Source organism: Bacillus sp. TH50 (genome assembly GCF_016650565.1).
Classification (GTDB): domain Bacteria; phylum Bacillota; class Bacilli; order Bacillales; family Bacillaceae_G; genus Bacillus_A; species Bacillus_A mycoides.
The window spans coordinates 1,734,013-1,748,637 of sequence record NZ_JAEKFM010000007.1; the positions used below are offsets into that span (position 1 = coordinate 1,734,013).

Annotated in this window: 16 protein-coding genes and 2 pseudogenes; 16 read left to right on the forward strand and 2 right to left on the reverse strand. The window is 33.5% G+C overall.

What is annotated here, in order from left to right; all coding sequences use genetic code 11:
- Positions 1 to 14 precede the first annotated feature (14 nt).
- The 9 genes and pseudogenes from JFU23_RS25995 to JFU23_RS26030 all read left to right on the forward strand — a co-directional run bounded on the left by JFU23_RS25995 (position 15) and on the right by JFU23_RS26030 (position 7,518).
- Positions 15 to 1,520: a T7SS effector LXG polymorphic toxin gene (locus JFU23_RS25995; RefSeq protein ID WP_087995703.1), complete on the forward strand. Its 1,506-nt coding sequence runs from the start codon at positions 15 to 17 to the stop codon at positions 1,518 to 1,520.
- A 34-nt stretch (positions 1,521 to 1,554) separates the two neighbouring features.
- Complete coding sequence (locus tag JFU23_RS26000) at positions 1,555 to 2,349, forward strand: hypothetical protein (RefSeq protein ID WP_201033052.1); 795 nt, start codon at positions 1,555 to 1,557, stop codon at positions 2,347 to 2,349.
- Between the two features lie 87 nt (positions 2,350 to 2,436).
- The gene (locus tag JFU23_RS26005) at positions 2,437 to 2,901 is read left to right on the forward strand and encodes a DUF5085 family protein (RefSeq protein ID WP_046959244.1); all 465 of its coding nucleotides are present in this window, start codon (positions 2,437 to 2,439) and stop codon (positions 2,899 to 2,901) included.
- The gene (locus JFU23_RS26010; protein ID WP_078214031.1) at positions 2,895 to 3,341 is read left to right on the forward strand and encodes a DUF5085 family protein; all 447 of its coding nucleotides are present in this window, start codon (positions 2,895 to 2,897) and stop codon (positions 3,339 to 3,341) included. The genes JFU23_RS26005 and JFU23_RS26010 overlap by 7 nt, the downstream gene beginning before the upstream one ends.
- Positions 3,342 to 3,630: 289 nt before the next feature.
- On the forward strand, positions 3,631 to 3,876 hold the full coding sequence (locus tag JFU23_RS31095; RefSeq protein WP_307838460.1) for a hypothetical protein: 246 nt from the start codon (positions 3,631 to 3,633) through the stop codon (positions 3,874 to 3,876).
- A 179-nt stretch (positions 3,877 to 4,055) separates the two neighbouring features.
- On the forward strand, positions 4,056 to 4,838 hold the full coding sequence (locus JFU23_RS26015; RefSeq protein WP_201033053.1) for a polysaccharide biosynthesis protein: 783 nt from the start codon (positions 4,056 to 4,058) through the stop codon (positions 4,836 to 4,838).
- Positions 4,839 to 4,900: 62 nt separating this feature from the next.
- A pseudogene (locus JFU23_RS26020) lies at positions 4,901 to 5,689 on the forward strand (hypothetical protein).
- A gap of 191 nt (positions 5,690 to 5,880) precedes the next feature.
- Positions 5,881 to 6,687 (forward strand): DUF3952 domain-containing protein, encoded by an 807-nt coding sequence (locus JFU23_RS26025; RefSeq protein WP_201033054.1) that lies wholly within the window; start codon positions 5,881 to 5,883, stop codon positions 6,685 to 6,687.
- Between the two features lie 34 nt (positions 6,688 to 6,721).
- Positions 6,722 to 7,518, forward strand: a pseudogene (locus tag JFU23_RS26030) (DUF3952 domain-containing protein).
- A gap of 350 nt (positions 7,519 to 7,868) precedes the next feature.
- On the opposite strand, the gene JFU23_RS26035 reads toward JFU23_RS26030, so the two are convergent.
- Entirely contained in the window at positions 7,869 to 8,654 is a 786-nt protein-coding gene (locus JFU23_RS26035; RefSeq protein ID WP_201033055.1) for a GNAT family N-acetyltransferase, read from the reverse strand.
- A gap of 131 nt (positions 8,655 to 8,785) precedes the next feature.
- On the opposite strand from JFU23_RS26035, the gene ytfJ reads away from it, so the two are divergent.
- The 4 genes from ytfJ (at position 8,786) to JFU23_RS26055 (ending at position 10,802) form a co-directional block, all read left to right on the forward strand.
- Positions 8,786 to 9,211, forward strand: coding sequence for a GerW family sporulation protein (gene ytfJ / locus JFU23_RS26040; RefSeq protein ID WP_002127061.1), 426 nt, complete (start codon positions 8,786 to 8,788; stop codon positions 9,209 to 9,211).
- A 160-nt stretch (positions 9,212 to 9,371) separates the two neighbouring features.
- Positions 9,372 to 10,148 (forward strand): hypothetical protein, encoded by a 777-nt coding sequence (locus JFU23_RS26045; protein ID WP_002085994.1) that lies wholly within the window; start codon positions 9,372 to 9,374, stop codon positions 10,146 to 10,148.
- Between the two features lie 51 nt (positions 10,149 to 10,199).
- Positions 10,200 to 10,520, forward strand: a complete 321-nt coding sequence (locus JFU23_RS26050; protein WP_201033056.1) for a hypothetical protein — start codon at positions 10,200 to 10,202, stop codon at positions 10,518 to 10,520.
- Between the two features lie 69 nt (positions 10,521 to 10,589).
- A complete protein-coding gene (locus tag JFU23_RS26055) occupies positions 10,590 to 10,802 on the forward strand; it encodes a hypothetical protein (protein WP_002012518.1) in 213 nt (70 codons plus the stop codon).
- Between the two features lie 30 nt (positions 10,803 to 10,832).
- Here the strand turns inward: JFU23_RS26055 and JFU23_RS26060 are convergent, their stop codons facing one another.
- Positions 10,833 to 11,171 (reverse strand): hypothetical protein, encoded by a 339-nt coding sequence (locus JFU23_RS26060; protein ID WP_001253195.1) that lies wholly within the window; start codon positions 11,169 to 11,171, stop codon positions 10,833 to 10,835.
- 359 nt (positions 11,172 to 11,530) lie between these two features.
- Between JFU23_RS26060 and JFU23_RS26065 the strand changes: the two genes are divergently transcribed.
- The 3 genes from JFU23_RS26065 to JFU23_RS26075 all read left to right on the forward strand — a co-directional run bounded on the left by JFU23_RS26065 (position 11,531) and on the right by JFU23_RS26075 (position 14,611).
- A complete protein-coding gene (locus tag JFU23_RS26065; protein WP_201033057.1) occupies positions 11,531 to 12,211 on the forward strand; it encodes a class I SAM-dependent methyltransferase in 681 nt (226 codons plus the stop codon).
- A gap of 93 nt (positions 12,212 to 12,304) precedes the next feature.
- On the forward strand, positions 12,305 to 13,993 hold the full coding sequence (locus JFU23_RS26070; protein WP_002031556.1) for a formate--tetrahydrofolate ligase: 1,689 nt from the start codon (positions 12,305 to 12,307) through the stop codon (positions 13,991 to 13,993).
- A 90-nt stretch (positions 13,994 to 14,083) separates the two neighbouring features.
- A complete protein-coding gene (locus tag JFU23_RS26075) occupies positions 14,084 to 14,611 on the forward strand; it encodes a hypothetical protein (protein ID WP_201033058.1) in 528 nt (175 codons plus the stop codon).
- Positions 14,612 to 14,625: the final 14 nt, after the last annotated feature.

A 14,625-nucleotide genomic window follows, 5' to 3' on the forward strand; every position in this document is an offset into this window, starting at 1 on the left:
AGGGTGGGAGAAGCGTGGATAAAAATATAGAGTTACAAGAAGTAAAAGAACTTCAAAATAGATTTCAAGCAAGTGCCACTGAGTTGAATCTACAATTTGAATGTTTGATGCAAAAAATACTTGATTTTACAGAGATTAACTCTTTTCAAGGGAAAGCTGCTTCTGATATTAAAAATTATTTATCTACAGTTCATGGAAGTGTTATTTTTAAGTATATGGAAGCAGTGGAATTATTAAAAGAACAATTTCAAAAAAGTATTAATGATTTCAATAGTACTGTAGACAGTGATGCTGATACGAAAATTTATGGAATTTACTTGGATGATGTAAAGAAAAAAATTAATGGGTATAGTGAAGGATTTAATCTATCTAATGACCAAGCAAGACAAACTGTAGGGTCTGTTAGCGACATCATCACAATTCAATATCCATCATCAGCAGGGATCATGGAAGGGTCTATAAAAAGCCAAAAGGAAATTAGTGACACTTTAGAAAAATTAGAAGCTTATAATAGTAACCAAAGTGACCTACAAACGTTTCAAGAAATGATACGTGAGTTAGATGATGGAATGAATCGAGTACAAGCTTATGGCGGGGATTTTTCTAGTGATTCAATAGAAAAAATAATGCCCGAAGAATGGGTAGCAGCAACAGTTGTGACTTCGAAAGCTTGGATAGGCGGTTTTAATAAAGGAAATAAATGGGGAAAAGGAGTGACATCTTCATTTTTGCGCTACCATTATATGAAAAAAGTTTTAGGGTTTGGTACGCAGTTTGACATTTTAGATGGTGAGGGACAATTTTTATTAAAAACAACCAAACCGAAACAAATGGTAGAAGCTCTTGAATTTTTAAAGGCTGATAAGAACGAGGATCATATTTTTAAATTTCTTAAAGGTAGAGTAGAAGAGTATTTAACTGGTTGGATGAGGACAACTGATCCCAAAGTAACCGATAGAGAAGTAAGAATAGCGAAAAGAGAGATTGTGGAATTACCGGAATTCACAGCGTATAAAGATTTCAAACTAGACTGGAAGAGTAATGGGTTCGTAAAAGCTGTTGGAAACAAATCTTGGAGTTCACTCAAAACAGAACTCGGAAAAGGTATTACTGATTTGAAGCCTTGGAAATGGAAGGATACACTCAAAGAATTAGGTGGAGTAGGGAAAACAATGAAAAGTTTTGGAATAGCTGGATCTGTTCTTTCCGTTGCAAATAATGTTGTAGAGGCTAGCGATAATGCTAAAAAGAATGGTGGTTGGCAATTACATGACGTAGTGGATATAGCAACGGATTCAGCGGTAGATGTTGGAACAACTGCTGGAGCAGCTGCAACTGGTGCTGTAGTAGGTTCATTTTTTCTGCCGCCTATTGGGACAGCAGTTGGAGCAGCGGTTGGGATAGGAGCTACATTTTTAATGAATGAAAAATTTGAAACTTTTGGAGGAGAAAGTTTGGTAAGTGGTACAAAAAAAGGTATAAAATCAGTGACTAAGAAGATTACATCTTTATTTTGGTAATATAATATAGTTCGGGGAAAGGTGGAGTTAACAAATGTGGAACATAAAAGAAGAAGATTTAGATGAATTTAAAATAACATGTAGACATCGTTTAAGCCCTGAAGGAGCTATGTTGTTTATGTTTGGTGGAATGCTTTATAGTTCGTTATTGATGCTTTTTATTTTTGTAGCATTAATTAGATTTGGCTGGGATTACTATCCGACTCTTTTTGACACAGTAATAGTTAGAATGGAATTGTTGTTATATAGCCTACAAGTAATCTTTTTTATTATATATCTGATCCCTAAGGTACGTTTTAAATTTCAAAAGCTCCAGACATTGGTAATATTATTATATGCGTTTCAGTTAGGTACTATAGGTCTTACGGCATTTGTTCTTCCAGGGATGAGTAATTATTCTATTAATTTTATTACGCTTATTTATGTAGGTTTACTAGTATTAGGAGCAATACTTGTTCATGGTGTAACAACAGTTGATACTTTTAAACAAGCAAGTAAAGGTGCATTTAGTATGGGAGAAAGATCTACTTCATTTTTTAATAAGGCAAAGAAAAATGTAATGTTTGGTGTGGCAATTTGTGTACTAATTCTTCTTGTTTTAATTTATATACAAAATAATTACTCATTGAGCATAATGTTTGGTTACTTTATATTTACGTTCATCATGTACGCGATAGCCATAGGCGCAGCTGAGTTCCAATTATTAGCCTATTGTAGATTTAAATTTCCATCATTTTATATTTCATGGGAAGAACATGAAAGAGAACGCCAGGAATTCTTAAAGCGTTATAAAGAGAGAGAAGAAAAGAAAGAAAAAGAAATAAAATGAGTTGAAAATTGCTCAAATCTTAATAGGATATATGTTATAAACTTGATGACTATTTATGAATCCACAAGTTGAAAAGGGGGAGATTTTGTGAAAGTTCAGCATAAAGCATTGTCACTTTTAAATTTAATAAGCATTACTCAAATTGTAAAAAAAGAAGATTGGTTGTTACCCGCAAGAGCACTTAGAAATCAAGTAGTTCGTAATGGGATATATGCAGTAGGACCTGTTCTATATAAATATTCACAGTTAGAAAATGAACCAGAATATGGGGAATATACGTATTGTATTCCTGTCAATGGAAGAGTTGATTTAGGTGAGAGCTCTGCATATGAGTATTATGATGCTTTAATTATTAAGAGTGCTCTATGTGTGCGATTTACAGATGAAGATGGTGATATTGAGGAGGCTTATAACCTAATACGTGAGGTTGCAGAGCAGCATCATATGAAATTAGATAGTAGTTTTTATCACGTATGTTTAGATGTATATGGTGATACATGGTTAGATATTTATGCTCCTATTATAGAAGTAGGTGAAACAGTGAAATGCTAATTGAAAAACAAAGTATTGCATATACAAATGTTGTTTCAAGAGAATACATTTTTCATTACCCAGATATGAAAGAAGCAATTGAAGATTTTATGTCAGAAATTTCAAAAGCGAATTTAACGATAAAAGGTCCTATGTTTTATTCTTTGAAAAATATACCATCTGATGGAAATATGTATATTGAATTATTTATGCCGGTAAATGAAGATGAAATTCCAACGTCAGAAACACTTCAATTTAGAAGTTATTACTATGTGGATGAGATGCTCATGAAACGATATACGGGAGATTATGAAAAATTAACAGAGCAGGTATATGGTGAAATGCTTCTGTATATGGAGGATAATAATCTGAATTTAGCCTCGCCAATTTATCATGTGTTTAGCGGTGATGAGTCTTTACAGTATGTTGAAGTGAAGATTGCTGTATTTAATGAAGAATAATATTTTAAGCTTGTGACTTTTAAAATATGGAAACATCATGAAATATCATAAAAGAGATAGTTTTGAATAGGGTTTGGGGAAATGACATAAATAAAACCTTCTCTTCTCGTTAGAATGAGGAGGTTTTTCGTTCTCAAATCTATATGTAATTAACTTAATATTTCGACATGTGATTTTCAACGGGCTCATTCTGTATTGGTAGTAGTTACGTGCTATAGTTCGCTTTGTTGCTATTTTGAAGGGGAAAGTTTATTCAAAAGTCAATTTGTAAAGAGAGGAAGGTGTTACTTTGAATAAGGATCGGAATATTTTGAAAACAGAGAAAAGCTTTTTTGGAAGGGCAATAGTATCTATATATAAAGCGTTAGAGTTTATAATGAAATATACAATGATTCTAATAATAATAATGTCCATATTTGTAATAATCGCTGCTATTTACTTTAAAATATATGAGGGTATAGGAGCGGGTATATTTCTCTTAATCTCTTCATTATTTGCATATTTGGTGTTTTTTAAGAAAAGTAAAAATGCCTAAATTAATAGTGAAAATAAAATTTAAAAGATTAACTATAATACGTTATTTCAAGAGGGAAAGTTTTGAATATGGCATGAATTTATAACAGCAAGAAAACCTTCTCTTTTCGTTAAAATGAGAAGGTTTTTATTTTTAATCTACGTGATTTAAGTGAATGTGGTTAAAGGTGGGGAACTTGAATGTGGAAAATAAAAGAAGAAGATTTAGATCAATTTAGGGTGACATGTAAACGTCGATTAAGCCCTGAGGGTGCTTTAGGTTTTATGATAGGAACAATAGTGTACGTTTCAGTTATGATGTTTTTTCTTATTGGTACTTTAGTAACCTTTGGTTGGGACTACTATACTACTTTATTCGAAAAAACAATTGTTAAAATTGAACTTGTGCTATATAGCTTGCAAATAATTTTTTTAATTCTATATTCATTTCCAAAAGCTCGATTTAAATTTCAAAAGTTTCAAACGATTGTCGTGTTATTATATGCATTTCAATTAGGTACGATATTATTCACGGCTTTAATTCTTCCTGGAATGTCTGATTATACAATCGACGGAATTACATTAGTATATGTAGGCTTCTTATTTATAGGAGCAGTGATTGTTCATATTGTGACAACGATTGATACGTTTAAACAGGCAAGTGAAGGTGCATTTAGTATGAATGAAAGATCCGCTTCCTTTTTTAGTAAAACAAAAGAAACTATGATGAAAGGGGCTTTAATATACGTATTAATCCTTCTTATTTTGATTTATTTTCATAATGATTATGCGATTGATACTTTTATTGGATATGTAATAGGTACTGTTTTACTGTACACAGTAGCCGTTGGTGCAGCAGAATTCCAGCTATTGGTGTACTGTAGATTCAAATTTAAATCATTTAATATGACTTGGGAAGAAAATGAGAGAATGCGTGGGAGAACTCGAAAACCAAATAAAAAATTCAAAAAGAAAAGTAAATAAGGGTGAAATAGAATTTAAGTGTATGAGAATTATTTAAACTATATAGAAGGTGAAAAAGCTGAATGTGGAAAATAAAAGAAGAAGATTTAAATGAATTTAAAAGCACTTGCAAGAATCGCTTAAGTCCCAATTGGGCTACAGGATTTATGTTTGGAACACTGTTTTTTATTTCATTAATAATGTTTTTTCTTATTGGAGGGTTAATAAGGTTTGGTTGGAGTTATTACCCGACTCTCTTTGATAAAATAATTGTTAGCCTTGAGTTAGTGCTTTATAGTCTTCAAGTAATTTTTTAAATTATTTATCTGTTTCCTAAGATGCCATTTAAATTTCAGAAACTACAAACACTCGTGGTACTATTATATGCGTTTCAGTTAGGCACTATAACATTTACAATGTTGATAATTCCAGGAATGTCAAATTATTCAATTGATCAAGTTACATTAATGTATGTCGGGTTATTATTTTTAGGTGCAGTTATTTTACATATTTTAGCGACTATTGATACTTTTAGACAGGCAAGTAAAGGGGCATTTAATACGGGAGAAGAATCCTCTTCATTTTTTAGTAAAACAAAGAGGATTGCAATTAAGTGTGCTCTAATGTATGTGTTAACTCTTCTCATTTTAATTTATGTGCATAATGATTATACACTAAATATTTTAGGATTGTATGCGGGAGGAACTCTAATAATGTACGCGGTAGCCATAGGTGCAGCTGAGTTCCAATTACTAGCCTATTGTAGATTTAAATTTCCATCATTTTATATTTCATGGGAGGAACATGAAAGAGAACGTCAGAAAAGAGTAAAGCTTTATGAAGAGAGGGAAAAAAGCAAGCGAAAGAAATAAAATAAGTTTTGGTTTCTGAAAATTGGAATAGAATATATAAGCAATTAAGGATTGTATATAAATCGATGCTATTAAAAATTAAAGTATCTTCAATATAATCTGTATGAGTAAAAAAACACCAGTAAGTAAAGGTGAAGTGTACTACTATCAAAATGGGAATATAATGAACCAGTAACCAACGGGGTGTCAGTATGAAGTTAAAGAAAAAAGTTAAGATGATGATAGTCATGTCAATAGCAGCAAATTTATTAAGTGGATGTGATTTTGGGGAGACGAAGATAGAGCATGAGAGACTAGTAAAGGCGTTGGATGAAGGGGGTATGAAGGCTGTTATGTCTGCGAGTGATGATGGGTATGTGAAAGAGAGAAGCATATATGGGATTTTTGAGGAAAAAGAAGACGGTACTCATAGTAAAACAATCTATCAAACAACAGAGGGGATTTATAATACGATTGAGAAAAAATTATTTGGAGAAACAACGGAGGAAATAGCTACAAATATTAAAAATGAAAAAGAAAAGGCGGATATTAGTAATTACAAAGAAGAAGAAATTTATCATACTAATATTATGTATGAAGGTGGGGAAGTGAAGACGATAAAAACAGCATTTGATGTGTCCGCTGTTAAATTAATTATGGATCGCTTACAGGGAATAAAAGATTTAAAACCGTCAGAAGATACAAAAGGATTCGATGAACCGAATATTGTTAGTTATAGTCTAACAGAATCTCAGTTTCAACAAGTACTAAACGATAAATTAAAGTTAGAATATGATGAATTTATTGGTAGCTCAATTGGATTGCACTTTAATGCTATAAAAGATTCAAAGAAAGGATCTATGGGACTATTAGAAATAAGAATAGCTGTAAGTGTAAAGAAAGAAAATGTTTTAAAACAACAGCAAATATTTGTAAGATTTAATGATAAAAAAAGTAATAATAAAATAAAAGAAGACTATTTGAACTATCAAAGACATTTTAATTATGTAGGTGATTAATGTGACCAAAAGATTAATTAATAAAATAATTATTATGATGGTAGTAATGATTCTATTAGGTGCGTGTAGTTTTGGTGAAAAAAAGATAGATTATGAGCCGTTTGTCAAAGCTTTGGATGAAGGGGATATGAGAAAGGTTATGTCTGCGAGTGCTGATGGATATGCGTATGTGAAAGAACGAGTTGTTGATTTTACTATAGAAACAAATGGTGATGAAAACCATTATAATACGCTATATCAAACTACTGAAGGTATATATAATTTGAAAGAAAAATTGTTATATGGAATAACGTCTCAAAGAATAACAAGTAAAACAAAAGATGAAAAGGATAGACATAAGAATAATAATTATAAAGAAGAAGAAAAATATAATATAAACTTGCTGTATCAAAACGGAAAAGGTCAAGGATCTGATTCAAATTTGGATGTTACTCCTGTGAAATTGATATTTAATAGATTACAAGGTGTAGGGGATTTAAAACTGAAAGCAGGAGGTAACAGAAAAAAATTAATGAACCAAATTCAGTTGGATTTACTTTAACAGAAGCGCAATTTCAAGAAATAATTAATGATAAATTAAAATTGCAATATGATAAATTTGAAAATGCATCAATTGTACTTAACTTTAACGATTCAATAGACAATGAAAAACACCCAATGCAAATAACAGAATTAACAATTTCAATTGACTATAAGAGGCAAAATGATGAAGGTAAAATGTTAACACATAGTCAGCAAATATATGTGTATTTTAGTAGTGAAAAAGATAATAATCAAGAAGCTACGAAAGAGTATGTAAATTATAAAAAGAAATATGAAAATAATAAATGATTAAGTAAGTGAATGAAAGACCGAAAGTTGAGGAGGTTTTAGGTGATGCAATTACTTCTAATTGTATCATGATGGAATATTTAGAGAGATTAGTGTGGTGAATGTTTAATAATTATTTCTAGTTGTATTGGAGAGAATTAGAGCATAAAAATGCAGTCCCAATTGCTAGACTATATGTAACAATTGGGGACGTTTATCTATCCAAATTTAGTTTGAATACATAACATTTTTTAGTTAGAGTCATGGCTCCGCAAGTAGTTTCTTCATCTTCATAATAACGGTGTGAAATTTTTTTGTAATTTGCTTTTATTGCTAAGTGACAACTATTTCTGTATATAGAGTAGCCCTTATTATCGGTACATCGTCCACATTCCAATATCTTTAAACCCTAGTCGTTTATAAATACGTCCAGCTGCTGGATTGTTATAAAACAAACAAAGTGTTCGTCCTTCTTTCGTAAAGTCTTGAATCATTTTTTGCAATATGAGTGAGGCATATCCATTTCCGCGGTAATCCGGGTGTGTACATACACCAACTACCATTGCGGATAATGAATTTTCAGCGGAAGTTGAGGCGGATGCGATGATTGCGCCGTCTTTTTCAATATAATATGTACGTCCTGTATTTGTTTCAATAGCTTGTCGTAAAATTTTTTCTGATTCATGAGCAGTTCGGAATTCAGTGATGTTATTTCGTAATTGCATAATTCGTTCTATATCATCGAGTGAGGCAAGTTTAATTGTTTCATGAATTTGTGTACTAGGTAAGTGTTTATTGTTTAGACATTCACAAAAATACATTTCATTTTTGGCACCTAGTTGTATAGTAGGAGAAGCTTCAAATCTTTCTACAATAGTTGACTTGCCAGAGAGTTTAAGCGGCTTATATGCGGAAAGAAGTGCCTCATAGTCAGTAACCACAAACTCTTCTTTACTATACGGTATAAATGTATCGTGAAAGCGAAGTAAAATCGATTTTAATGTTCCATTATCTTTATATACGCCCCATAATTCTTGAAAGTCTGTTTCATAACCGAAAGCTTCTAAATCCCCAATAATAAACAAGTTAAGGGCTGCTTCTTCTTTTAGGTAAGCGAATACTTGTTCATGATCTTTCTTTGTTAATTTTCTCATCATAAAAAATCGACCTCTTTTTTATTTTTCTAAATATTACAACTTAAGTTTTTTGAAATCAATATAAAATTTTATGTTTAGTTCACCAACTTTCGGAAAAACTAGGAAAGATATGACAAAGGAGGTTATGAACGGTGGATCATCCAATTCAAGGGTTAATGAAAGCGGCAATGGAAAATTTGAAGGAAATGGTCGATGTAAATACGATTGTTGGAGAGCCTGTTCAAACGGCTGACGGTGGTGTAGTGTTAACGGTTTCTAAAGTAGCGTTCGGTTTTGGAGCAGGAGGTTCTGATTTCCAAACGAATGATGGACAAAGAGCGAACGGTAACCCTGCATTTGGTGGCGGTAGCGCGGGTGGTGTTTCTATTACACCAGTAGCATTTCTTGTAGTGAATAAAGATGGAGTAAATATTCTGCATCTACAAAATGCGACACATTTAGCAGAAAAAATAATTGAATTAGCTCCACAAACAATTGATAAAATTCAATCGATGTTCCAAACAGATGAAAAGAAAGAGGGAAATCATCACCCTCAAAACCCAGATGAAATCCTTTAAAAACGCCTGCTCATAAGCAGGCGTTTTTTCTTGTAATCAGTATGTAATAAAACACATGAAATTGTAAATAGTTTTTGAAGTTTTTTCTATGTTTCTAAAATTTTTCATGTTAAAATATGCTATAGAATTGAAACATATAAAACGAAGGTGGCTAGGTGCTTTGTCTGGAGGATCTGACCAAGTAAACAATATGATATATATTAATGGTAATCGTCGGGGTCATTGTTTTATTACATCTGGAATTACGTTTAAAGAGTTTGCAAGTAACATCCCTTCACCGCTTCATCAAGTATTGCTTTTAAAGCATAATTTTGAGTGGACAGATTTTCATTATCATACTTTATTTGAATATGTTGAGGAAGAAAACATACATAAACTCATTCAAGCAGAGATTGATGAATTTGATGAATTTTGTTGGGTAGATTTCGATGATGCAAGCGATTTAGATGAGTTAGAGCCAAAAGAAATTGCAGAATTATTATATTTGGCTCACAAAAAAGAACCACTTGGAAGAACGTTCTTCCCATTGTTGAAGAATAGATTCGTTTATTTTTCACATGATGACGGTTGGTACAACAAAGTGTATTACCGTAGAATCGGTGATTTTGTAGGAATGCTAAGTAAAGTGATTCCATATAAACTCGGTTCGTTTGGAAAGAAACGTTTTACTTTCTTCCAAAAATCAAAAATTTTCCCAGCAATTTCAAAGGAAGTTATCCTTGGGCTTATGCCGTTAATGGAAGATGGGTTATACATTGATTTAGCGGGGAAAATTGAGTCGAGAAGAGGTCTTGAAATTCCGGTATATGTAGTAGGATCATTCGAAAGTACGGATGAGGTACTAGATAATATCGATGAATTGAAAGCGGAAGCAACAGAAACGGGTTGGCTCATTTTTGATAAGAAAGAACAAGAGTGGCAATGGGTTGTAGACTAAGAAAACTTGGCGCATGAAGTCAAGTTTTCTTGTCTTTTGAAAGGAGAACAAATGAAGAAATATTATACAATTGTGGGTATTGTAAGTATTATTCTCGTGGCAATATTACTTATAACTTGTCCGAAAGAATCAAATTTTAAATTGTATTTAGAGGATAAGTATGCATTGAAATGTGACGAGAGTAGCTTTGAATGCACGCAAAATGTAGATGAAAAAAAAGAGAAATTACAGTTTGAAAGTATTGATGCACGAAATGGTGTTTTCTTTATGACTGTAAAGCAAACGTATAAAACAGAAGCTGGTGTTACGAAAGAATATAGCGGAGTAGGTATATTCGGTACATTTCTTTTTGTTTCAGAGAAGACTTTCTAGTAATAGAAGGTCTTTTTTTTATGCTTATGTTCATATAGATGAAGTAAGACAAGCATAGGAGGGGTATTGATGAAGAAGGGATGTATCGTTTGTGGTGGTGAGGAGTTTTTTTCTTCAACATTATATGCACGTACGAAACAAGATTGGGCATATGCGCCAAACATGTACCGATTTGAAAAGGTGTTTATTGAGCATAGAGATGAAGAAAATTATCCAGTTTTTCAAGAAATTACAGCGAAGCATTGTTGTGGATGCGGTCATATTATGTTGTATCACGAATGAACACACCAAGTATAACTTGGTGTGTTTTTTTTAAAACGCTGACAAAGCAAGCGGATAGAGTAAAGTAAATAAAACAGAAAAACTACCAAAACCAATTGCGGTATATCCAAGTGTTCTCGCTCCAAAATTGACAGCTAATAAGCCAACTAAAATAGCAAGGGAGCCGAGTGTAACAGGATAAAAAGCAATGGAGAATAACGAAAGAAATAATGCGACATAGCCGATCATTGCACCGGTATTTGTACCTTCTATTTCATTTGCAATTTCTTTGCGCTCATGTCTAATCGGAATACCAGCCGGAGATATTTCAGCTGCATACTCTTCGTTTTTTTCACCACTTTTAAAATGATGATTTCTCTTTCTTCGCATGTACATCCCTCTCTTTCAATTGGGTGTATCTATAGTATCTTTCATAAGGAGCAGAACATGAGTATGAGTTAAACCCAAGTAAAGCAAAAATTGGAGAAAATAGATTCCGTTGTTATCCTGTTTATCCCGCTATTTGCCGTGCAGTAAGACCCCCACCTCAAAATTCGGCTGGAGCAAAGAAGTTAGATGGGAGTCGGGCTGCCAGTAAAAGCCCGATTGGTTCAAATAATAATCAGTGGGGGACGAACAAACACCCCCACTGATTAAAGTTTCACTTTATCTCCTTATGAAGATAAACAGGGATTTTGGAACATGATGTAGAATGAAATGAATGATAATACGTGAAGGTAGGGGAATGTATGGCGAAGTTTAATTGGCATGAATCGGCAGAGAAAAAATGGGATAACAATGCAGAGTTTTGGAATCAAAATAGTCAAGAAATGTGGGATAGCGGGAGCAGGAGTACAATCATTCCATTTTTTGAGCAGTACGTGGAAAAGGAAGTACAAGTGTTAGATGTTGGCTGTGGTGATGGGTATGGTACATATAAATTAAGTCTTACTGGGTACAAAGCGGTTGGGGTGGACTTATCGGAAGTTATGATTCAAAAGGGTAAGGAGCGCGGAGAAGGCCCAAACTTATCTTTTATAAAAGGTGATCTTTCTTCATTACCATTTGAAAATGAGAAATTTGAAGCAATTATGGCAATTAATTCTTTAGAATGGACCGAGGAGCCGTTGCGAGCATTAAATGAAATAAAGCGTGTTTTAAAGAAAGATGGATACGCATGTATTGCAATTTTAGGACCGACAGCAAAACCGAGAGAGAACAGTTATCCGCGCCTATATGGCAAAGACGTTGTTTGCAATACGATGATGCCTTGGGAATTTGAACAGTTAGCAAAAGAACAAGGATTTGAAGTTGTAGATGGTACCGGCGTATATAAGCGCGGAGTAAATGAGAAGATGTTAGGTCAGCTACCTACAGAGTTACAACAAGCGTTAACATTTTTATGGGTATTTATGTTAAAAAACGTATAACAAAATTGAAGGGTTTTAGGAGGTAAATAAGTGCAGAAAATACAAAAAACTGATACAATATCATCAGAATCAATTAAAGGGGGACTAGGGTATATGACAACTACTACAACAGTTAAATCTGATATTGAAATCGCACAAGAAGCAAGTATGAAGAAGATTCAAGAAATTGCAGCTAATTTAAATATTTTAGAAGAAGAACTAGAGCCATACGGACATTATAAAGGCAAGTTATCTCTTGATATTTTTAAGCGTTTACAAGATGAGAAAGACGGTAAAGTTGTTTTAGTAACAGCAATTAACCCAACTCCAGCAGGAGAAGGTAAATCAACAGTAACAGTTGGTTTAGGTCAAGCTTTTAATAAAATTGGTAAGAAAACAGTAATTGCACTTCGCGAACCATCTCTTGGACCAACAATGGGATTAAAAGGCGGAGCAGCAGGTGGCGGTTATTCTCAAGTAGTACCAATGGAAGATATTAACCTTCACTTTACTGGAGATATTCATGCGATTACAACTGCCAATAACGCATTAGCGGCGTTCATTGATAATCATATCCAACAAGGAAACACACTTGGAATTGATACGCGTAAAATCGTTTGGAAACGCTGTGTTGACTTAAATGATCGTGCCCTTCGTAACGTAGTAATTGGCCTTGGTGGACCGGTTCAAGGTGTACCACGTGAAGATGGTTTTGATATTACAGTAGCATCTGAAATTATGGCCGTATTCTGCCTTGCAACAGATATTCAAGATTTAAAATCACGTCTATCTCGCATTGTTGTCGCTTATAATTTTTCAAATCAACCTGTAACAGTTAAAGATTTAGGAGTAGAAGGAGCGTTAACACTTCTATTAAAAGACGCATTAAAACCGAACTTAGTACAAACATTAGAAAATACACCAGCTATCATTCATGGCGGACCATTTGCGAATATCGCTCACGGTTGTAACAGTGTTATCGCTACGACGATGGCAGCAAAATTAGGTGATTATGTTATTACAGAAGCTGGATTCGGTGCAGATTTAGGTGCCGAGAAGTTTTTAGATATTAAAGCACGTGCAGCTGGTATTAAACCAGAAGCGGTAGTTATTGTTGCGACTATTCGTGCGCTTAAAATGCACGGTGGTGTGGCGAGAGATCAATTAAAAGAAGAAAATGTAGATGCGTTAGCAAAAGGTATGGAGAACTTACAGAAGCATGTTGAAACAATTCAAAGCTTCGGTGTTCCTTTCGTAATTGCCATTAACAAATTCATTACTGATACAGATGCAGAAGTTGCATACTTACAAGAATGGTGCAATGAGCGTGGCTATGCAGTATCCTTAACAGAAGTTTGGGAGAAAGGTGGCCAAGGCGGAGTTGACCTTGCTGAGAAAGTGTTAAAAGAAATTGAAAAAGGTGAAAACAACTACGCACCACTTTATGAATTAGAATTACCATTAGAAGAAAAAATTCGTACAATTGCTCAAAAAGTGTACGGCGCAAAAGATATTGAATTTGCTCCGAAAGCACGTAAGCAATTAGCTCAATATGAGGGAGAAGGTTGGAGTAACCTACCGATTTGTATGGCGAAAACACAATACTCTCTTTCAGATGATGCAACAAAATTAGGTCGCCCATCTGACTTTATCGTTACAATTCGTGAATTAAAACCATCTATCGGTGCAGGGTTTATCGTTGCGTTAACAGGAACAATGTTAACAATGCCAGGCCTTCCTAAACAACCAGCAGCACTACAAATGGATGTAAATGAAGATGGAAAAGCAGTAGGTTTATTCTAAAAGGTTGTAATTCATCTCGTTTATCTGTAAACTATATATACATCAAGTGGCGCCTTTCCATCGAAAGGCGCCTGTTTTTTGGAGGAAATTATGTTTGATCCAACTGCTTTTGAAAATTTAAAGGTAATTGTGGAAGGAGCTGTCTATGATTTCGATTTACACGGTGATATTCTCGTAACGGATCGAAAAGATGTGATGGACCTTGCTTCATTAAGTCGTATGTATAGTATTTCATTTCAACTAACAGAAACATTTAAAACGATGGTAGAGGCGACATTTTTACTATCTGTTGATGCAAAGAATTTATCAGGTGAAATATTAGAAGTACCTCAGTTTATACCAGGTTGTGAAATGAAGCTGGAATTCTCGTTCGAAATGGAGCAACCAGAGATAGGATGCGAAGAAATTGAAACTTTATTGCATTCTATATGGGGAAAAGAGCGAATGATTACGCAAAAAATTTCATACGAATATAATAAGCAAGCGATTTCATATCATAATAAGGTAGAGGTTCTATTTCGAAAATCGATTACAGAAGACCATGTTGATGATTTAATAGCTGTTATTTCACACATGATAGAAACGGTGCGAACAATACAACATTTTCTTCAAAAATAGAGATAAAGGAGAAA